16 protein-coding genes are annotated in these 20,423 nt (G+C 48.7%); 5 read left to right on the top strand and 11 right to left on the bottom strand.

Translation table 11 applies throughout. The annotated features are described in order from the left end of the window. Positions 1–10 precede the first annotated feature (10 nt). The 7 genes from KXJ70_RS15990 to KXJ70_RS15960 form a co-directional block, all read right to left on the bottom strand. Positions 11–316, bottom strand: a complete 306-nt coding sequence (locus KXJ70_RS15990; protein ID WP_219044546.1) for a hypothetical protein — start codon at positions 314–316, stop codon at positions 11–13. Beyond that, positions 313–909 (bottom strand): tetratricopeptide repeat protein, encoded by a 597-nt coding sequence (locus KXJ70_RS15985; RefSeq protein ID WP_369409802.1) that lies wholly within the window; start codon positions 907–909, stop codon positions 313–315. The genes KXJ70_RS15990 and KXJ70_RS15985 overlap by 4 nt, the downstream gene beginning before the upstream one ends. Next, positions 893–3,817, bottom strand: coding sequence for a tetratricopeptide repeat protein (locus tag KXJ70_RS15980; RefSeq protein WP_219044544.1), 2,925 nt, complete (start codon positions 3,815–3,817; stop codon positions 893–895). Before KXJ70_RS15980 ends, KXJ70_RS15985 begins: the two co-directional genes overlap by 17 nt. Beyond that, positions 3,814–5,205, bottom strand: coding sequence for a hypothetical protein (locus KXJ70_RS15975; protein ID WP_219044543.1), 1,392 nt, complete (start codon positions 5,203–5,205; stop codon positions 3,814–3,816). The genes KXJ70_RS15980 and KXJ70_RS15975 overlap by 4 nt, the downstream gene beginning before the upstream one ends. After that, on the bottom strand, positions 5,202–5,738 hold the full coding sequence (locus tag KXJ70_RS15970; RefSeq protein ID WP_219044542.1) for a hypothetical protein: 537 nt from the start codon (positions 5,736–5,738) through the stop codon (positions 5,202–5,204). Before KXJ70_RS15970 ends, KXJ70_RS15975 begins: the two co-directional genes overlap by 4 nt. A gap of 358 nt (positions 5,739–6,096) precedes the next feature. After that, the gene (locus tag KXJ70_RS15965; protein ID WP_219044541.1) at positions 6,097–7,815 is read right to left on the bottom strand and encodes a bifunctional protein-serine/threonine kinase/phosphatase; all 1,719 of its coding nucleotides are present in this window, start codon (positions 7,813–7,815) and stop codon (positions 6,097–6,099) included. Positions 7,816–7,910: 95 nt separating this feature from the next. Continuing rightward, complete coding sequence (locus KXJ70_RS15960) at positions 7,911–9,383, bottom strand: NarK family nitrate/nitrite MFS transporter (protein ID WP_219044540.1); 1,473 nt, start codon at positions 9,381–9,383, stop codon at positions 7,911–7,913. A 420-nt stretch (positions 9,384–9,803) separates the two neighbouring features. On the opposite strand from KXJ70_RS15960, the gene nirB reads away from it, so the two are divergent. Together nirB and nirD are read left to right on the top strand one after the other, a co-directional pair. Beyond that, complete coding sequence (nirB, locus tag KXJ70_RS15955) at positions 9,804–12,350, top strand: nitrite reductase large subunit NirB (protein WP_219044539.1); 2,547 nt, start codon at positions 9,804–9,806, stop codon at positions 12,348–12,350. A gap of 70 nt (positions 12,351–12,420) precedes the next feature. Further along, a complete protein-coding gene (nirD, locus tag KXJ70_RS15950) occupies positions 12,421–12,744 on the top strand; it encodes a nitrite reductase small subunit NirD (protein ID WP_219044538.1) in 324 nt (107 codons plus the stop codon). A 150-nt stretch (positions 12,745–12,894) separates the two neighbouring features. On the opposite strand, the gene KXJ70_RS15945 is transcribed toward nirD, so the two are convergent. Next, positions 12,895–13,482: a TetR/AcrR family transcriptional regulator gene (locus KXJ70_RS15945; protein ID WP_219044537.1), complete on the bottom strand. Its 588-nt coding sequence runs from the start codon at positions 13,480–13,482 to the stop codon at positions 12,895–12,897. 252 nt (positions 13,483–13,734) lie between these two features. On the opposite strand from KXJ70_RS15945, the gene KXJ70_RS15940 reads away from it, so the two are divergent. The 3 genes from KXJ70_RS15940 to KXJ70_RS15930 all read left to right on the top strand — a co-directional run bounded on the left by KXJ70_RS15940 (position 13,735) and on the right by KXJ70_RS15930 (position 17,933). Beyond that, positions 13,735–14,532 (top strand): crotonase/enoyl-CoA hydratase family protein, encoded by a 798-nt coding sequence (locus KXJ70_RS15940; protein ID WP_219044536.1) that lies wholly within the window; start codon positions 13,735–13,737, stop codon positions 14,530–14,532. A 105-nt stretch (positions 14,533–14,637) separates the two neighbouring features. Next, positions 14,638–15,495, top strand: coding sequence for an MlaA family lipoprotein (locus tag KXJ70_RS15935; protein WP_219044535.1), 858 nt, complete (start codon positions 14,638–14,640; stop codon positions 15,493–15,495). A 14-nt stretch (positions 15,496–15,509) separates the two neighbouring features. Further along, entirely contained in the window at positions 15,510–17,933 is a 2,424-nt protein-coding gene (locus tag KXJ70_RS15930; RefSeq protein WP_219044534.1) for an efflux RND transporter permease subunit, read from the top strand. 194 nt (positions 17,934–18,127) lie between these two features. On the opposite strand, the gene KXJ70_RS15925 is transcribed toward KXJ70_RS15930, so the two are convergent. From KXJ70_RS15925 to KXJ70_RS15915, 3 genes are all read right to left on the bottom strand, one after another. Then, positions 18,128–19,051, bottom strand: a complete 924-nt coding sequence (locus KXJ70_RS15925; RefSeq protein ID WP_219044533.1) for a phage exclusion protein Lit family protein — start codon at positions 19,049–19,051, stop codon at positions 18,128–18,130. 35 nt (positions 19,052–19,086) lie between these two features. Beyond that, positions 19,087–19,431 carry a hypothetical protein gene (locus tag KXJ70_RS15920; protein ID WP_219044532.1) on the bottom strand — a complete coding sequence of 115 codons (345 nt, stop codon included), beginning with the start codon at positions 19,429–19,431 and terminating at the stop codon, positions 19,087–19,089. Positions 19,432–19,596: 165 nt separating this feature from the next. Beyond that, positions 19,597–20,423: transposase (locus KXJ70_RS15915; protein WP_219044531.1), on the bottom strand; the 827-nt coding region annotated here is incomplete at its 5' end.

The following is a 20,423-nucleotide window of genomic DNA, read 5'->3' as shown; positions in this document are numbered from 1 at the left end:
ATTAAGATAACTACCAATTATTTCTCTGCAATCGCCAAATTTGGTAGTCACGCCGCGCCTGATCCCACTCCGCCATTTTCCGGAATTCACCGACATCGATCTGTTCAATATTTTCGCTCAGCAAGCGGGGTGGTCGATCGATATCGCTTACTTGCTCGTTACTCCACGGCATCAGATAAAGGCCAACCGCAGCGGCTGCATCGCCGTGAACAGTCATTCCCATGCTGACATTGTTCACTTCTCGGTCGGCGTCACCCGCGGCCAACCCTGAAGTGCATAGCAGCATTAAGCCTGTCAAAGAGATTTTGGCTGTCATTTACTTAACTCGGCATTTGATGCTACATAATTTGAGCTTTCTTCAAGATTACGTATCCACGCGGCAACAAGGGTACTCTCCCCATTGGTGTGCGATTGATATATTCGGTAGTGTTCAAGGGCATCCTTAGGACGCCGCATATTCGCTTCGTAAAGCATTGCAATATTTAGGTGCGCTTCCGCATAACGAGGATCAATTGCAATTGCACGCAAATACCATTTTTCCGCCGACGAATAGTCCTTTCTGACTGCACGCAAATATCCCAGCCAATTCATTGCGATGGTATTATTAGATTGACACCGCAAGGCCTCATTAAAGTATGCTTCGGCCTTTACATAATCCCGCTGCTCCGCGGAGATGATGCCTAAATTTGTCCATGGGCCACTGTAATTTGGCACCTTTTCAGTGAGCGCCTCAAAGGCTGCCTTTGCAGACACCACATCGCCTGACTGCATTGTCGCGACGGCCTTTTTAAAGTCGGTGGAATATCTTGAGCTCGGCCTATCACTGCGCACCACTGAATTTGAGTTTGCGCACGCGAGTAACAACGTAGTTAGGTACACGATACAAATGCACTTAGTATAAGGAATCATAGACCTTCTCAAGTTTTGGCTGCTTACCATATTTCGCCGGTGCCAACTCAGCCAAAGCGATCACGCTTTTTCTAACACCAGGCGTCCACACCCCCTCATCTATCAAATCCATATTGGACTTATATTCAGCTATGGCCTTTTCTTCAAAGGGGTAGGCCTGCTCTTCTAGTAAAATCAGGTACTGCTCACGGACGTCGTCGTCCATTTTCTTGGGTATCTCAGATTCAAGTAGGGCCATCGCAAACTTTCTGTACAATTCACCCAATTCATAGTTCGCCAAGGTCGTGATATCAGAAAATCCAAATGACGACGACTTCACAAGTGACCCAATGGCTTTTTCCATTGCGGCCTGTCTCCGCGGCAGACTTTTCTCAATGGGTAGCGATAAGAAAATTGAATTTGCTAAATCGACATCGGCCATCGCCAGCTTATAACTTGCATCAGCAGCCATTAATTGGGATTTTGAATTTTTCTCTCGGGATGCCGCATCTGCAGCGACAATATCTCGCAACCACTTTGTTTGCGACGTGGAATTAATCGCGTACAACTCTGAAAGGGCAAAGCGTGCACTCTGTGCATCTTCTAAAGGGAGTGGATAGCTGCGCAAGTAGGCGCTCAATACTCTCGCGCCATCATCTCGTTGGCCAGCCGATATATAAAGATTGCCGGCGCTTAACTGCGCCGTGCGCCGCAGTTCTGTAGAGGCAATTGTAATCTTGGATATTCGCTCATAAGTTCGAGCGGCCCTTATGGGATCAGCTGCCTTTTGATAGGCGGCCGCCAACATTTTCTCTGCATCAACCAACATATTGTGGCCGCTAAACTCATCAGAGAAGCGCTCTAACAACGACGCACTTTGCAACCAGTCCTTGGCTTCAAATAGCTGTCCGGCAGCATTAAAGGTGGCCTCCGCCACTAGCCCTTTGTCCGCCGACAAATGTGCCGAGCGCTGGAACAAGTCAGCGGCCAAGCGAGGCTGTCCATTTTGTTTTGCAAGCTCGGCCTGCCGGAAAACAGATATAGTCAGCCTACTCTTAGCAGTACGCTTGCGCTCATTATCCCCGCCATCCATGAGTGGCAGCAAAGCCGCATAGTAATTCTCGGACTGCGCATAATCTTTAATTGCAAAATATGAATCCGCAAGCAGGCCTAAGGCTTTGCTGTGCAATTTTTCATCAGACCAGTTGTTTGCACGGATTAGCGGTAAACAAATCCCAACCACTTCGCTAAAGGCCGCCAACTGATAATGGTCTTCCGCCGCTGCAAGCAACACCGACGACCGCTGCTTGTGATCCGGGAATCGATTGGCAAACTCTGCGATCGCATTAAACACTTTAGATCGGGTATCGCCAAGATCCGACTCACTCGCCTGGCTGTCTTTTAAACTGCGATACCACTGCCGATATGATTTGACTTGGGCCAATGCAGCATCCCCCGCCCGCTCGGGGTTAGCGTATTCGTAGGCTAATTTTCCGTACTGAAGCGCCGCTTCGTCAAAACGTTCGGATTCATACAGGGCATCGGCATAATGCCCGACCACGTCTTCGAGGTTTTCGTCCTCCGGAAATGACGTAATAATTGCGAGATAACGCTCAGCAACATCAGAAAAGCGCTGTTTGAATGGTTCCTCATTTGTCTTAGCAAGCTGCTGCGCCTGCGCATGCCTATACGTGACCACATCTTGCATGTATCGACGAATTAATCGGCGGTGATCACTGGACACGCCATCCGCCTGCCATAGGGCGTTGCCAGGCCCATATGTACCGATATATTGCTCCTGCGCCGTCACCGCAAGTTCATTAAACCCACCGTCCCGATATGAGGCTATACCTCGTTCGCTAAACTGCTGCGCCAAAATATGGTGGGGATTCAACCTAGCAAATGACTCATACACGCTAGCTGCGTCGGTATAGCGCTTTTCACGCGAATATATCTCAGCAAGCTCTCGATAAATGACTGGGGAATAGAATTGATTCTGCTTAGCAGCGAAATAGTCATCAATTTCATCGGCCCTAGCTAGCTTTGAAAATGCTTTACTCATTCCACGAACAGCGTCTCTAACTAACTCCGCCTTGTCGTTTGGGGCAAAAGCCAGTAGACCAGCTAAATCAGTAAGCTCGGACTGAATCTTTAGGGCATCTAGTATCTTGGCGAAGGCAGACACAGAGGCGCTGTAATCGTCCAACTGATAGTAAGTCCACGCTTGCTTATATTGCGCCAGCCACCAATATTGCGCGCTTGACTCCTTCGCGGTGATACGCTGATATTCAACAATCGCTTCTGAATAGCGTTTACGTAAGTAGAGCATTTCCGCGGCCCTAAACGACGATTCATAAACGCGCTTCGATTCTGGGAATTCCCGGCTTAAACGCCTGAGCGTATCGATAGAACTATCTTGCAGCTCACTTAAATCGTAGGCCCTCGCCATTTGATAAAGCACATAATCTGCCGCACTGTAATTTGGATATTCACTTAGCAATTGTGAATACAACGTGATCGCAGTCTTTAGCTCCTGATTTTTGCTGGCATCTCCATTAATCGACGCCCCAGAGTGACTCAACTCGCCGTCGATAAACTCAACTCTTAAATCCGCGGCGCGACGTATCGCCTCAGCGCGTATAGCCGGCGCGGCACTAGCGCCAATAACCCGCTCGTAATGCTCTATCGCAGCTAGCCGTGCTCGCTCTCTCGCTTTCGCTGCATTTGAAATTTGCTGCTTTGGCGTTGTCGTTAAAATGAGACGGTCTGGGTTCTGTGCACTCCTGTCGAGAAGCTCGCCGATCGTCTGCTTGTCACCTTCTATCGCCCAACAAACCTGCCACGCACCGCACAAAGCAAATAGCAGCAGCGGCGTTTTCACCCTGCGCAGCCCTAGCCGGTGCGCCCTTGTCTCAGCGTTAAATATCATGATTCGTTTTCACTCCACATGACACTCGACAAGCTTTGACGCAGGCGCTCATAGTTACGCGCCAAGGCAAATTCCGCTTCCGCAGAGTAAGCTTCCGTGCGATTACGATGCTCCACCACCCGCTTAAGTGCTAACTGCTCAATGACAGATGACCAATGTGAGCGGTGGTGTTCTATTTTGGCTAATAAGGCCCTAGCAGCGGCTCGCTCCTCGCGACGCGCACTAGCCGCTTCGGCGCCGCCAGCTAACACACTCTCCAAGCGCATATGAATGCGATCTAACTGACGAAATTCGTCAAGGGCCTCTCTAAAACCGGGGGTATCTAACAAGATACTTATGTATCCCCCGAGTCTGCTGGCCGTTAAATCACTCAGCCAGATTTCCCAGCCATTATCCTGATTGGCGTCGGCCGCCTGAATACTTTTTATCAAGCCGCCGCTGCGTATATCTTTTTCGATAGTGACTAGATCGGAAGAGGCTCGCTTTAAACGCCCAACTGCAGAAATGTAGTATTGCTCTGATCTAGCTTGCTGACCATCCCAATGAAGCATTAAATAGGGAATAATGAGCATGACCTCTTGCACTGCAGGATCTAAGGGGTCGCGGCTAATCAACTCCATCCAGGGCACCATCGCTGCCCGCAGATCCTTCTCCTTTTCGCCTTTCGCTATGGCCCAGGCACGCCGAAACGGCGCATCGCGGCGCGACCATGCTAGCTCGTCATCTGAACCCGACCACAGATAATCATCCGCCGCGGTATCAGCAGATTTACGCAGCGAATTTTCATTTTTTTCCAGACCGGTATTCGGGCTCAACAAGGCCCAACCCAAACCAACCAAAGCCCTATTAGCGTAGATACTCAAGCGTCTTACTTGGCGAAAATAATTGATTGCTCCGCGCTGATCACCTGTCTCTAATAAATAATATCCAAGTGTTAAATTAGTTCTGTCTTTTAATAATTTCTCATCATTCTCTAGATATTCCCCAGTAGAAATCTCATTAAGTAATTTCACCCCATCTAATGGAGTGCTGGATTGAAGCAAACTCAGTCCATGATTGTATTTCGTATAAATTGGCGATTCTTCACGGTGACCATTTCCAGTCACACGATAGGTAAAGCTGCCCGCCTCCAGCATTTTTGCATCAAGACCTAGCTCAATCACCGCAGTATCAATTGCGGCATTTAAATCCGCTGAGTCGGATAAGCCCGCACCCTGCATTTGCGCGACCGACAGTCCCGCCAACGCCTCAAACGGCCGATGTGTATGCGCATAAAAATAGGATGCTCGCAATCTGGGATCTTGAGAAATTGCCGGCGAATCGTCATCGGCATAAATCGATGGACTAGCGGAAGCAATGGCAAGTGCGATGAAAATAGCTATTTTCATAAGCTAAGCCGCCAATCTCGAACTACAATATCGGCATTGCCCAGCATTTTCTTCATACCTTCGCTGACCAGCTCAAACTCAATATGGGTTTCGTCTTCGACATTTACCTGCTGTTCTATACTAGGGAAAATTCGATCTACATTTGGACCGGCACCACGCGCTAGCGCGACAATTTCTGCTCTAATACGATGGCTGCCAGAAGCTAAATTCGCAGTGGTAATTTCGTGCGCGCCGCCCTCCAACAAAACACTGGATTCTATTTCGCTATAGACGTAGCGAATCGGCGCGTTTTCGTCGATTTGAATTTTAGCCGCTTGAATAATAAAATCGTCGGCGCGATTGCCGACATAAATATGAACACGGTGATGATCTGAAAATGACGCGTCCTCAGACATCTTAAGCGTCGTATAAATATTTAAAGCTTGCGCCTTTATCTTTGGCAACTCGGTGTCGTCAGCATGCAAATATACTGACTTTAAAATCAATACAAGAAAAACTGAAGTTAGTATTTTTTTTAATGAAAAATACGCCATGACTTCGCCACCAGATAATCAAAATATCCATTTTCTATCAAATAAATTCGAAGTAAAAACCAACTGCAAATTAATCATTGCAAGAGGCGCGCCAAAGACTTTGCTTTCCGCCTATTTATCGGCTGAGCAAATATTCCGGCATTTTCATAAAGAAAAAGTGTGAGCTAAACCACAAAATCTGCGTACTGACTAGCACCAGGGAAGGAATAGAATTACAAAATTTGCCCAAATAGCTGGCAAACGCACCACGCTAGGACACATTATTTTAGTAGGCGGAATTAGTAGTGCACCACAAATACACAAAATACGCGCATTGTTACAAACTCATTCAGACTCGACAAACGAGAGGTAACACCACTCAGCGCAGCAAACTCCACAACAGGCACAAAAACAAAAACAGCGATATGCCCTGCCAGGTCCGCAGGGGATTGCGGGTGAGCAAGGGCTTAAATTCATCTTTCATGAACTCGGTGTTTGGGTGTTCTAAATCGTAAACAAACTCAGAGACGTCGTTGTAACGCAGCTCAGGGCTAATACTCAGCGCACGACTCAATGCTGCATCCAGCCAGATCGGAACATGCGGATTGTATCGACACGCCGATACATACTCTATTCGCGAAAATGCCACGGTGGTCGTGCAATGCTGTAAACGACCCTGATACGGCTGTTGCCCCGTTAGCATTTCAAAAACAATGACCGCCAGAGAAAATTGATCGGCCCTGCCGCTCGGTCGCCGGCCCAGGACGTGCTCTGGCGCAGAGTATTGGGCGGTACCCAGAACGATATCGCGCTCGATGGGAACGGCGATTTCTGCCAAACCCGCGACATAACAGGAGCCAAAATCGATGATTTTGATTTTTCCGTCTTCGCCCACCAGAATATTGTCCGGCTTTATATCCTGATGAAACGTGTCTCGACGATGCATAGCCTGCAAACCTTTTGCCACCGGCACAATGATATCCAGCATGGCCTGCGTTGCCGGCTTTGGATTTTTTAACATCCATTGCCCCAGGGTTAATCCCGGTGAATAGTCAGACAAATAATATAGATAGCTAGGTGTTTTTGGCGGCTCAATAACATCGATAACATATTCGCTTTGTATTCGCCGCCCTATCCAGCTCTCTAATATAAAGCGCTCAATATAAGCAGGATCGTCATTAAAGTTTGCAGATGGCGTTTTCATCACGTAGTGACGATTTGCGGTTCCATCAAATACTTTATAAAGCTGACTGCGAGGGCTGGCATGGATCTCCTCTTCGATAACCAATCCATCGACTACCATTCCCGCACTCAATGGTGGCGGAAAAGGCAGCGCCGTTAACTTCCGGTATACGTCGCCAGCATCCTCCAGAGGCAAGGCATCTACCTTAAGCAGCTGACAACTTAAATTGTCGTCACTGCCCGCGGCGAGCGCCTCATCAAGCAAACACTGCCCCGCGCTGTTTAGGTCATCGCCATGCTCGCTGATAATAGCCTGCATACGCGCGCTGCTAAGCACATCGTGAATACCATCTGTACTCAGCAAAAACACATCGCCCACAGCAACATCGGCGGCGCGATAATCCACATCCAGATTAATATCCAAGCCCATAGCACGAGTTAAATAGGACTGCCCACGACCAATAGGCATAGCGTGATCGCGGGTGAGCTGCTCCATACACCCCCCTCTTAAGCGATAGATTCTGCTGTCGCCAACATGAAAAAGATGCGCCGTTTGGGATTTAAAAATGGCGATACTCAAGGTGGATACATAGCCTTTTTCGGCTTGTAAATAATGCTGCCCCTGACCGTAGAGCCAGCGATTTAAGGCATTTAATACCTGTTGCGCAGAGCGCTTTACCGACCAGGAGTCGGGCGTGGAGTAGTAATCGCTTAAAAAGCCCGTGACGCAAGTTTCCGCCGCTTCCTTACCCGCTTCCGCAGCAGAAACGCCGTCGGCAATCACTGCGACGGCGCCCTTGGTCGTAAGCTGATCTTCATCCGGCATGCGAATGCCAAGGCTATCTTCATTCACCGCTTTTTGCCCAGCACTGCTGTACTGGGCAATCGACATTTTTAAACCGCCATTGAAGTGCATAGCAAGGATTCCAGAATCTAAAAGCTAGCTCGTGTCCCGCAACGTAAGTTCGTCAATTTTCAGCGTATAAACTTACGTTATGGAACACTAACACTTTAGCTTACTTCAATCAGCGCAACACTACCGTCATCATTCAACTCGGCAGTATGACCCTGGGGTTCCTCTAAAAATTGCACTGCCACAAACACCACCGCTGCGCAGGCCGCAATAACCATAAAGAAATCGGCATTGCTTACAAACGACAACACCGTTAAGAAGATAACCGCACCAACATTACCGTAAGCACCTGTCATACCTGCAATCTGACCGGTCATGCTGCGCTTGACCAAGGGCACTATCGCAAACACCGCGCCCTCACCCGCCTGAACAAAGAAAGAACAGCACATGGTTGCGACCACGGCCAACCATACCGGCCAAGCCGACTCAATCTGACTCAACACCATATAGCCCACAGCCAAGCCAGCAACCAAAATAGACAATGATTTACGGCGTCCAAATCTATCAGACAAATAACCACCGCCGGGACGCGCCGCTAAATTCATAAATGCAAAGCCAGAAGCCAGCAAACCGGCCTCAACCGCGCTCAAGGTAAAGGTGTCCATAAAGAACAGCGGCAACATGGAGACAACCGCCAGCTCAGACCCAAAGGTCACAAAATACGCAACATTTAGAATGGCGACCTGCTTGAACTTGTACTGCTGCATAGGAGGGATTGCAACATTGTTTAATACGTCGCTATTCACCCGAAGAATTTGGCTCACCTGAACAACAAACAATACTGCCAACACAATATACAAAGCGATTGAGGCGAATTCGCTAAGCAACCCCAAGTTAACCGGCGATAACTTCCAAGTCAGCACCGCCAGAGCCAAATACATCGGCACGCACATCGCGATATAAAATACTAAATCGCGCTTGCTACTCACCACCAAACCGCCAGATTTTTTGGGTTTAAAGTAAGTTGATCCCTTTGGGGTATTCCGCGCGCGCCAGTAAAAAAAGAAACCATATAGAAACGCCAGCACACCGGTCGTTGCTATCGCGTAACGCCAGCCATCGTCTCCACCATAATATAGTGCGAGTGTTGGCAAACTCATTGCCGCGGCAGCTGAACCAAAGTTACCCCAGCCGCCGTACACGCCCTCAGCCAAACCGACCTGACGGGCTGGGAACCACTCCCCCACCAAGCGGATCCCGATCACAAAACCAGCGCCGATAAAGCCCATCAGGAATCGCAGCAACGCGATCATTTCGTAGCTATTTGCCATTGCAAAGGCTATACACACCACGCCGCCAGAAATAAGTAGGGCACTGAAAACAATACGTGGACCGAAGCGGTCCACCAGCATGCCAACAATCACCCGCGCCGGTATTGTTAAAGCCACGTTCAAAATCATGAGCGCTTTAACCTGCTGAGTACTCAGATCAAAAGCTTCTTTAATAGCCGACAGCATCGGCGCAAAGTTAAACCACACAACAAAGGTCAGAAAGAACGCAAACCAACTTAGGTGCAGCAAGCGAATTTTATCTTGCTTGAGATCAAGCACATTTAAGGTTGAAGAAGACATCAACAGCTCCAGATGGGTCACAAAAGTATCTGCAGAGCCAAGAGCAAGCCCTATGCCAAGCCATTTCCAGATACCACCAACCTAACCATAACTCATTGTTTTATATATCTTTATTTTTATACCCAGAGCAACACACAGCAAAAACGCACCAAAATAGAACCAAGATGGGAGCACTCCACCGCATCTTTAGCGCACCATTTAAACGCACAATGCCCCACCACGTCCCGATCACATAACTATCTTGCTGGAAAAACCGCCCCAACAAAGTGCAAAAATAAAATTAAATCCTTATTAATCAGCAAGTTAAATAACAATATATGCCGTGGCATATCTTTTGCTAACAACTCTACAGATTGTATAAACACCTAACACAGCGAAGGCCAATGGCCGAAGCACGCGCAAGTATTGAAGGATGTAAAGATGACTGACAAACAACGTCTGCTTATTGTGGGTAACGGCCCTGTTGGCCACCAATTTATCGAATCCATTGTTGAGAGCGGTCAGTCCGATCAATTCGACATTACGGTCATCGGCGAAGAGCCTCGCCCAGCGTACGATCGAGTTCACCTAACAGCCTGGTTTGAAACCCGCGAAGCCGCCTCACTCAATATGGTCAAAGACGGGTTTTATGGCGACAACAACATCACCGCGATGAGTAATGAAAAAGTCACCGAGATTGATCGCGCCAATAAAATTGCCACCACCGACAAAGGCGAAAAATACGCCTACGACAAACTTATTTTATCTACTGGCTCTTTCCCATTTGTACCGCCGGTACCGGGTCATGACCGCAAAAACTGCTTTGTATACCGCACTATCGAAGATTTAGAAGCGATCACCGCAGCGGCAAAAGATGCCAAAGTCGGCGCTGTCGTCGGCGGCGGTCTGTTGGGGCTAGAAGCCGCTAAAGCGATAAAAGATTTAGGCCTAAAAACCCACGTTATTGAATTTGCACCACGCTTAATGGCCGTACAAGTTGATGAAGGCGGCGGTGCTCTACTGCGCCGAAAAATTGAAGACTTGGGCGTATCAGTCCACACCCAGAAAAACACCCAGCAAATTATTGATGGCGACGACTGCGTCCATAAACTGCAATTTGCCGATGGCGCCGAGTTGGAAACCGATATCCTGGTTTTCTCAGCCGGTATTCGCCCACAAGATGCCCTCGCCCGCCAAAGTGAACTCGACGTCGGCGAGCGCGGCGGCATCGTGATAAACGACAACTGCCAGACGTCAGATCCGGCAATCTATGCTATTGGCGAATGTGCATTGTGGGGCGGTCGTATTTACGGTCTTATCGCGCCAGGCTGGGATATGGCACGGGCGGCCGCTGATCACGTCCTAGGTGGCAGCGAAAAAACCTTCACCGGCGCAGATATGAGCACCAAGCTTAAGTTAATGGGGGTCGATGTCGCCTCGATTGGCGATGCGCATGCCAGCACGCCCGGCGCCAAGTGCTACACATTTATCGATGAAAAAGCCGAAGTGTATAAAAAGATTGTTGTCACCGCAGACGGCCAGCATCTCTTGGGTGCGGTATTGATCGGCGAGGCAAACGACTACGGCACATTGCTGCAATTTGCTCTGAACAAAATTGAGCTACCCGAACACCCTGAAAGCATGATTTTACCTGCGTTAGACGGCAGCGCAGGAGTTGGCCTTGGCGTAGACGCACTACCCGACGTCGCTCAAATCTGTTCTTGCAACAACGTCAGTAAAGGTGATCTTTGTGCCGCGGTGCAAGGCGGCGCAATGACCGTGGGCGACTTAAAAGCCTGCACAAAAGCAGCGACTACCTGCGGCGGCTGTACCGCGCTGGTCGGCCAAGTTCTCAACGCGGAACTCACCAAAATGGGCGTCGAGGTTAACACCGACCTCTGCGAACACTTTCCCTACACCCGCCAAGAAATTTACCATTTGGTCCGTGTTGGCAATATCAAATCCTTCGCCGAACTATTAGAAAAGCACGGCAGCGGCCACGGTTGCGAAATCTGTAAACCAACGGCGGGGTCCATCCTCGCTTCGTGCTGGAATGATTATATTCTGGAGCCGCAACACGCGAGCTTACAAGATACCAATGACCGCTATTTAGCCAATATGCAAAAGAATGGCACCTACTCGGTGGTGCCGCGCATGGCGGGTGGCGAAGTCACCCCCGACGGCTTAATTGCAGTTGGCCAGGTTGCTAAAAAATATAATCTTTACACCAAAATCACTGGTGGTCAGCGGGTCGATTTATTTGGCGCCACCCTCGACCAACTGCCCCGCATTTGGGAAGAATTAATCAGTGCCGGTTTTGAATCGGGCCACGCCTACGGTAAGTCTTTGCGCACCGTTAAGTCCTGCGTCGGATCTACCTGGTGTCGCTACGGTGTGCAAGACAGCGTTGGCAAGGCCATCGATTTAGAAAATCGCTACAAAGGTTTGCGCTCACCCCACAAACTAAAAATGGCGGTGTCGGGCTGTACCCGCGAATGCGCAGAGGCACAGAGTAAAGATGTTGGCGTTATCGCCACCGAAAAAGGCTGGAACCTCTATCTCTGCGGTAACGGCGGCATGAAACCGCGCCACGCCGATCTGTTTGCATCCGATATCGACACCGACACCATGGTGAAATATATCGACCGATTCCTGATGTTTTATGTCCGCACCGCCGACCGCCTGCAGCGCACATCGGTGTGGATGGAAAACTTAGAGGGCGGTTTGGACTATCTCCGCAAAGTCATCATTGATGACTCACTTGGCATTTGCGCAGACCTGGAAGCGGAAATGCAACACGTGGTGAACACTTATCAGTGCGAATGGAAAACCACCGTTGAGAATCCGGAGAAAGTGAAGCAATTCCGCAGTTTTGTGAATGCGGATAAAGGCGACAAAGAAATTGTATTTATTCAGGAGCGCGGCCAAATTCGCCCCGCCACCGACGCCGAGAAAATCACGGGCGACGATTTAATCGCCGTAGCCTAACAGCAATGCATCAAGGCCAGGCGGTCTCTAAAGACCACTGGCCAACAAGATTTTATATGAGGATTAACTAATGTCGTGGACAACCGTTTGCAGTCTCGATGACATCATACCGAACACCGGCGTTGCCGCTTTGATTGATGAAACTCAGGTCGCCATATTCCGCGTAAATGACAGCGTTTACGCGCTGGCCAACAAAGACCCGTTCAGCAATGCCAATGTACTGTCTAGAGGCATTGTGTGCAGCGTACAAGGCACCCTCGCGGTAGCATCACCCATTTACAAACAACACTTTAGCCTTGCAGCAGGAAAATGCCTGGAAGATGACGGCGTATCTATCGCGTGCTACGAAGCCCGCACCGAAGGTGATTCGGTTCAGATACGCATTGCCCAATAAACCCAATACACAAGCTCGACTCTTGTCAGGGTTAACCGTAGTCTCCCCCTCGTCCGGCCACCACTTTTCGTGGTGCCGGCTTTTTTTGAGTTTAGATAAGCACACTGGCTAGCACGCCACTGAAAAATAAAGACGATTCCTAACACTCGATTAAGTTGCCACAGCGCCAAACAAAGGCAGCAAACTTGTCACCAAGCGACCGGGCTGCCCGTTCCGATTCTCTGCCAGCGCAACACGACCGTGCGCCACCAGATTAAAGCCGTTGTGCAACGCCGCCCCCAACACAATAGTCGCTAGGGCGCAGGCATCGCTACCCGGGCCTAACACGCCTTCCCGCTGAAACTGTAGAAAACGCGCCACCACCAAGCCATGTAGCGGATGCCGATCACCAAGTAATTGACCGTCACCCAACCCTTCCCGCCCCCAAAGCGGCGCGGTCAAAGGAATAATGGCAATATAAAATAATTCTGCAGCTTGGTAGACATTTTCTAACCAAACCGCCACATCGTCTTGCAGGTCTGCATCTATCGCAGATTTAACGGCTTGCACTTCGGGCAGGCGCTCACCGATCAATGCATATAGCAAACCGGCCTTGTCGCCAAAATTATTAAATACACTAGCCTCTGTGGTTCCCGCACAGCTGGCTATATGACGGGTTGTTAGTGCAGCAATACCCTCCCTTTGCAGCAAGTCATACGCCGCGTCTAGTAATTGCTCCCTAACTCTTGGTCGTGCCATCCATTTTTCCTCTGTCACACCGCAATGTGCACGGTTTGCCGCACTCGGTGAGAAATTCCATTTATATAAGTTAGTTTATTCATACGACAGATACTAAATCTGCCACCTTCAATTTTGAGACCTATTAAAACTATATTAGTGCAGTGCTCATGGTCGAGCATAAAATAACACGATAAGACACAGGGACTAAGAAAATGCCACAATGATAAAAACGTGGTGCCACTCTTATTTAAATTAACACGGTCGACGACAATGACAGATACACACACAATCAGCATCGTACGACAGCCACCGCTGGTCTGGATCACGATCGAGCGTCCCGGTGCGCGCAATGCGGTCGACGGCGACACCGCCAGATCACTGGCCAAAGCGTTTGTAGATTTTGATGCCGATCCCGAACTGTCAGTCGCTATCTTAAGCGGCGCAGAGCACAATTTTTGTGCTGGTGCCGACTTAAAAGCGGTGGCCAGCGAAGACCCAGGGCGCCGCAATCCACTCGAGACTGACGGTATCGGGCCAATGGGGCCTAGCCGCCTAGCATTAAATAAACCGGTAATTGCCGCTATTGACGGCTACTGTGTTGCCGGCGGCCTAGAGCTCGCCCTCTGGTGCGATATGCGCATCGCCACCGAGCGCGCTGTATTCGGCGTATTCTGTCGTCGTTTTGGGGTTCCGCTTATAGACGGTGGGACGGTACGACTACCCCGTCTAATTGGCATGAGCCGCGCGATGGATATGATTCTCACTGGCCGTGCAGTCAAGGCCCAAGAAGCGCTCAGCATTGGCCTAGCCAACCGCGTTGTGCCGCCAGCGGCGCTTCGCAGCAGCGCCGAAGAACTCGCGCTACAAATTGCTGCATTCCCTCAAGAATGCCTGCGCAATGACCGCCGCAGCGCCTACGATCAGTGGGGAATGGACGAGGCAGCGGCAATTAGCAATGAGTTCAAATGGGGTATGCAAACCCTAAACAGCGGCGAAACGGTCTCTGGCGCCAAGCGTTTTGAGCAAGGAATCGGTCGTCATGGCAACACTGAAAATCCTAACGACTAAAGTTTAAGCCAGAATAGGCTAGGGAACGATTGCGCACTATACCCTTCTAAATGCTGGCGCCGGTATAAAGAATGTGCCGGTACAATAACATAGCAAGGTGAATGGATGCCGTCTAAACACACGTACCATCAACACTCGCCCCACCGCAAAAGCGCAACATCCATATTCGAAGCACTATTGCTAAGTCTATTGCTGTTAACCACTAGCCTGCCCTTCAGCAGCGCGCTAGCAGCCGAGGGCAGCGGCGAAGCCGCGCAACAGACCAGCGCAACAGCAGTCGACTTGAGCGACGACGAAATCACTGTCGTTAGCTATGAAGAAAGTGACTACAACGATCCCTTAATGGCCTTTAATAGGGCGATGTTTGCCTTCAATGACGTTAGCTATCGCTATGTGCTTATTCCCGTTGCGAAGGGCTACAACTACGTCACGCCTGCCGTCGTCAGAACCGGAATTGGCAATGTGTTCGACAATATCAAAGCGCCCATTCACATCATTAACCATCTATTGCAATGGGAACCAGCCAAAGCCGGCGCCACCACCGCCCGCTTTTTACTTAACACCACCATTGGTATCGCGGGCATATTTGACCCCGCAAAAGCATGGTTTGATTTACCCAAACAAGAAACCGGCTTCGCTGACACCTTGGCAGAATATGGCAGCAGCTATGGCACCTATATTGTTTTACCCTTTATTGGGCCGTCAGACTTACGCGGCGGCACCGGTGTGGTAGCTGACTATTTTTTAAATCCCATTCCCTACATTACCGAACAACCAGATACGACTTACATCATGGCTACCGATGCCACCCAAGACTTTGCAGGCCAAGCTGAAAGCTATGAAACATTGCGCGCTAAAAGTGATGACCCCTATATATTCTTTCGCAATATGCACATACAGGGCTTACTGAGAGACCAGCAATTCAAGTCTGACGAATCGCAGAACGCAAGCACACAAAAATAATCAGGACTCCACGCATGCTGGAAGCACTATTTTCACGACACAAAATAATACTTTTCGTCTTCGTCATTCTGGTCGGCTTCTTCGCATGGCACAGCAAAGACTTTGAAACTAATGCCTCTGCCGACACTTTAATTTCTGAAGACAATGAAGAGTTCATAAAGAGCCAAAAAATAAACCAACAGTTCTCACCCGAAGAGTTCCTTATCATTGCCTACCGCCCAAAAAGCGGCGACATCTTCTCTGAAACCAGCCTGCAAAACATAGCGGCCATCAGCGGTAAAATAGAACAACTTCCCCGGGTAAAAGCCGTGCGCTCGGTCATGACCGTGCCGCTACTATCGAAGGCTGGCAAAGAACTTAGCGCCGACATGAAGCCAAACGATTTCACCCAGCAAAAATTACAACTGCCGGCCTCCGAACTTCGCAGTCTCTTTAAAGACCATCCCATTTATGACGGTTTGCTAATAAACCACGAACAAACCGCTAGCGGCATCCAAGTTCTATTTAAGCCCGACATCATTCTACAAAATATAAATGCCGACATTCTGGCCATTCAATCCAAACGCTTAGATGGTGCACTAAGCAAAGACGACAAGACCGAGCTAGCGCACCTAAAGGCCAAAGCCGCACCGCAGGAGAAGGCACTTAGAGAAACCCGCAACAAAGAAATTGAAATTCTTCGCGGCATTATTAAAGACTATAGCGCAGACGCCGACCTCTACCTCGGTGGGGTTCACGTCCTAGGCTACCAACTCATTAACATTATTCAAAATGACCTGAAGGTGTTCGGCAGCGCCATAGCCCTTCTTATATGCCTACTGGTACTTCTAGTATTTCGGCGCTTTAGCTGGGTTATCATCACCGTTGCCTGCTGCGCCAGTAACCTACTCATTACCGTGGGCGCCTTTGGCTTGCTCAATTTAAAAGCCACCGTTATCTCCTCTAACTTTATTTCTCTGCAGCTTATTCTAAGCCTCGCGATTGTGATCCACTTAATTGTTCAGTACCGCGAAGACGCTGAATCACACCCAGACATCAGCCAAAAAGACCTGGTGGTACTGACACTGAAGAATAAAATCGCGCCGTGCTTTTTCGCAGGTTTTACCACATCGCTGGGATTTGCCTCTCTACTGCTAAGTGAAATCCAACCCGTTATCGCGTTCGGATGGATGATGATTGTCGCTATGGCTGTCACTATTCTCTGCACACTACTACTGTTCCCAGCTCTGTTACTGCTTTTCCCTCGCGAAAAACCTAGCTCGAACACCACCTTCCTCGCCAGGCCAGTGAACGCCCTCCACCACATATGTATAAAAAGCGGCGGAGCAATAATACTAGTCAGCATTATCTTTTTCGGTGCCAGCGTGTTTGGCGCACTACAGTTAAATGTAGAAAATAGTTTTATTAATTATTTTGGCGAAAAAACTGAGGTATATAAGGAGCTCAGCTTTATCGACAAAGAGTTTGGCGGATCCACCCCGCTCGACATCATTTACACACCACCGGAAGAACCACGGCCTGACAAAAACTTGGTATTGCGCGCCAAAGATATTCAAAATGTACAGAGAATACAGAAAGCACTAGGCGAATTTGAGGCCATGGGCACCCGCCTATCAGTATTAAATTTTACCCAGCTAGCTAAGCAAATTAATAACGGCAGACCGCTTACTGAATACGAATTAACCGCCATTTACTGGACTTTAGACAAAGGTATTCGGGAAGATCTGCTGGGCAGCTTCTTCTTGGAACCGCCAGCGCAACTGCGCATCAGCGCTCGAATTAAAGACAGCACCGAAGGGCTAGACCGTGGCGCCATGCTAGCGGAGATTCACGGGAAAATTCAGGCCTTGGGAATATCGAAGGACGATTATCAACTCAGCAGTTTATTTGTGCTTTACCAGGCGATGTTAGAGCAGCTGTTCACCTCGCAAATACTGACACTGGGCGCGGTGTTTATCGCCTTAGGCATCGCCTTCTGCCTCATATTTCGCTCGGTTAAAATTGCGTCCATCGCTATCATCCCAAATATTATCTCGGCCATCGCAATACTTGGGATTATGGGCTGGTTGAGAATCCCACTCGACTTTATGACTATGACCATAGCCGCTATCGCCATGGGCATCGCGGTGGATGACACCATTCACTACACCCACCGCTACTTACAAGAACTCAAAAACACCAGCGCAGAAAAAGCCATCGAACGCAGCCACCACAGCGTTGGCTACGCGCTAATCTACACCTCGCTAATTATTGCTATTGGCTTTGCCTTGCTTGGCTTCTCAGATTTTGTGCCAAGCGTACTATTTGGTCTGCTGACAGGCTTGGCAATCATTATTGCGCTTATCGCCGACCTTACCCTGCTGCCGGTGCTGCTACATAAATTTGTGCGCGGCGATATTCACAACAATGCAGTCGCTTCAGATGAAATGGCCAAATAGTTTACTCACGCCCTAGGTCGAAATGTATTCGGAAGATGTTCACACTTTTTAACTAATTGTAGAATTGACGCTGACCGCTTGAGGATCAAAAAATGTTCAGACTGAACAACAGAGGGCTCGTATTGGTAAAAAGCGGACGGACGAAAATACGTATTTTGATGGAGATCGTATGCTTATCCGCGTGCAGCAATTTGTTAGATGCCTTCTTCTAGCGCCTTGATTGCTGCAATGGCCAGCTGCTTATAAGTAACAACCATCTGAACAGGAAAGACAATTTTCATGTGTTTCAATAAAGCGATCGCTAGCGAAGCAAAATATAACCAGTAAAAATCATTTTCTTCTAGCTGAATTTTCCCGAGAGTGGCAGACCAACGGTCGTGAACCGCAGGATGAGTTGCCGTTCCACCTAAGTTATTTGGGGGAGTAGCAACAGCAAGGAAGGCACTCCCAAGCGCTATAGAAATCGACCTTTTCATGCGTACCTGATCTTCTGGGTAGCCACTCTTGGCTGAATAGTCCTGTGTTTTTGAGAGCATCATCTCTGAGGCAAAGGAATCGCACTCAAGTTCTTCACATAATCGATCTTCGGGAGCGTTCCCTTCCGATTCAAAAATGACGTGTTTCAGCTCATGCAGAAACACGTATGCCGTTGCCATGAGTACAAGGTCGAATACAGCAGCTTGCTCTGTATCTTTTGGCCTTCCTTCTTCTGGCTTAGGTATTCCAGCTGGCCAGGTGAAGTCATATTCGCTTTCAGCGGAATTCAGCCCTTTAATGGTCTCTATTATTTTAGAAAAGCGCTTATTTTCCTCTTTCTGCGCCGGCAACCCGTCAATTTCGTCAAGGTCAAGCTTTAAGCCTCGGCACTTTACAAGAAAGATGACGCCAGAGAAGGAGTGAAGTGCGTATAGCCCAGCAAAACCGAACAGCCAAAGCTGCTCCAAGGATCTTTGCGTAAACTGAATTGCTCCATAAGCACCTGCGTCAAGATTGAAGCCACTTTTGTCACCAACCCTACGAAATTGAGCGGAGTGTGTATCAATGAGACCGAGCACCTCATCAAGACGCTCTGGAACCACGCCCTCAAACAATTTTTTTAACTCATGATTCTCGCTCACTTCCGATCCCTTTTATCTAACGCCTGCTTACGGCGTTAGATGACCAACTTACGCAGTTTTTCAACAGCTTTTTCATCTGCATCTGAATCAAAGGACTCCAACATAAGAGAGTGGCTGGATGCTTCATTAAGTTCTAGCACTGCGCGACCTAATTCTTTTACAGATGCTTCCGTTTCTTTCATTTCTTGGAGTATTAGCTCGCCTTCTTTCAGATTGATACTTTTTACTTTATCGGCATAGCATATAAATAGGCCGACCAATGTGGCAGCCAATATCAGCACTATAAGTGAAGGTTCGGATATCACACCGATGTATTTGAGATAGACCGACCCGAAGATACCACCAACAGCAACAAATACAGCGGAAATTACTTTTTGCATTTCAACCTCTTATTGTTCGCCAGCCTAACGAGGCTGTAGGAAAACGTATTTGTAGCTCACGTAATCTTCCAGCCAGATATTTTTAGTTGATTTAATTTTCATACGAATTCTTCATCGTCAGGTCGTTTATTTTTCATATTCCAGCAGACATTCGCCTAATCTACTTCACCTTACCGCGATATTGCCGTAATTCATCAGCTTTTCAATGTTATGTACCATACAGTAGAGCTTCCATTGAGCATCTACTTTCTGCTTCCCACGCAAACTAAATCGATTCAGCCTTTTGTTTGTAGTGATGTTGCCAAATACAGGCTCCACCACGGACATGCGATGACTGTATATTTGTTTGCCCTTGTCGCTGTCGACTCGGTGCTTCATCCAGTCAGTGTAATTCGGTTCTCTCTTATGCTCCAGCAAGAATGAGACTTGCCGACCTGCACCTTTGCGGTGATCTGCCGCAGCAGGGTTTTTCATGCATTTATCTTTTATTCCGCAATTTCTACATTGTAGAAGCTTTCCTTCAAAGTACGCTTTTGGATTGCCGTTCTCGTCGGGTCGCTCACCACGGAAGCTGATCTTGTTGCCCGTAGGACAAATACAAATCATGTTCACTGGATCAAAATTAAATTCGCTTGCCGGAATCACCTTGCGCTTTTGGCTTTCTGGTTTAGTCTGATGTCGCTTGCCATATTTGGTCTTTTGATCTTGGAATTTAGGATCGCGCGAGCGGAACTGATTGTCGGGAATGTAGGCATCCACTTTGTTGCTGTAGAGATATTCCATATTGGCTTCATTGGCAAAGCCGGTGTCTGCGGTGATGATTGGTTTGTAGCGACCTTTGAAGATATTTTTGCGAATGCCTAATTTGTTTAACCGGGACTTCACGGTTTCAAGCACGGGCTGTAGGGTGTGGTGTTCTTGGCCCTCACCAAATGCCTGGGCGTCGATAATGATCTGGTGTTTCTTATCAACAGTGGCCACACCGTTGTAAC

Source organism: Zhongshania aquimaris, from assembly GCF_019312595.1.
GTDB classification, from domain to species: Bacteria; Pseudomonadota; Gammaproteobacteria; order Pseudomonadales; family Spongiibacteraceae; genus Spongiibacter; species Spongiibacter aquimaris.
The sequence above is the reverse complement of the archived record's forward strand: the minus strand, read 5'-3'. Positions and strand labels throughout refer to the sequence as shown.

Coding starts and splice junctions, on each gene's coding strand:
- KXJ70_RS15965 (WP_219044541.1), bottom strand. CDS start 7,815: ATGCACTTCAATGGCGGTTTAAAAATGTCGATTGCCCAGTACAGCAGT.
- nirB (WP_219044539.1), top strand. CDS start 9,804: ATGACTGACAAACAACGTCTGCTTATTGTGGGTAACGGCCCTGTTGGC.
- KXJ70_RS15920 (WP_219044532.1), bottom strand. CDS start 19,431: ATGCAAAAAGTAATTTCCGCTGTATTTGTTGCTGTTGGTGGTATCTTC.
- KXJ70_RS15930 (WP_219044534.1), top strand. CDS start 15,510: ATGCTGGAAGCACTATTTTCACGACACAAAATAATACTTTTCGTCTTC.
- KXJ70_RS15970 (WP_219044542.1), bottom strand. CDS start 5,738: ATGGCGTATTTTTCATTAAAAAAAATACTAACTTCAGTTTTTCTTGTA.
- KXJ70_RS15960 (WP_219044540.1), bottom strand. CDS start 9,383: ATGTCTTCTTCAACCTTAAATGTGCTTGATCTCAAGCAAGATAAAATT.
- KXJ70_RS15945 (WP_219044537.1), bottom strand. CDS start 13,482: ATGGCACGACCAAGAGTTAGGGAGCAATTACTAGACGCGGCGTATGAC.
- KXJ70_RS15985 (WP_369409802.1), bottom strand. CDS start 909: ATGATTCCTTATACTAAGTGCATTTGTATCGTGTACCTAACTACGTTG.
- nirD (WP_219044538.1), top strand. CDS start 12,421: ATGTCGTGGACAACCGTTTGCAGTCTCGATGACATCATACCGAACACC.
- KXJ70_RS15980 (WP_219044544.1), bottom strand. CDS start 3,817: ATGATATTTAACGCTGAGACAAGGGCGCACCGGCTAGGGCTGCGCAGG.
- KXJ70_RS15935 (WP_219044535.1), top strand. CDS start 14,638: ATGCCGTCTAAACACACGTACCATCAACACTCGCCCCACCGCAAAAGC.
- KXJ70_RS15975 (WP_219044543.1), bottom strand. CDS start 5,205: ATGAAAATAGCTATTTTCATCGCACTTGCCATTGCTTCCGCTAGTCCA.
- KXJ70_RS15990 (WP_219044546.1), bottom strand. CDS start 316: ATGACAGCCAAAATCTCTTTGACAGGCTTAATGCTGCTATGCACTTCA.
- KXJ70_RS15940 (WP_219044536.1), top strand. CDS start 13,735: ATGACAGATACACACACAATCAGCATCGTACGACAGCCACCGCTGGTC.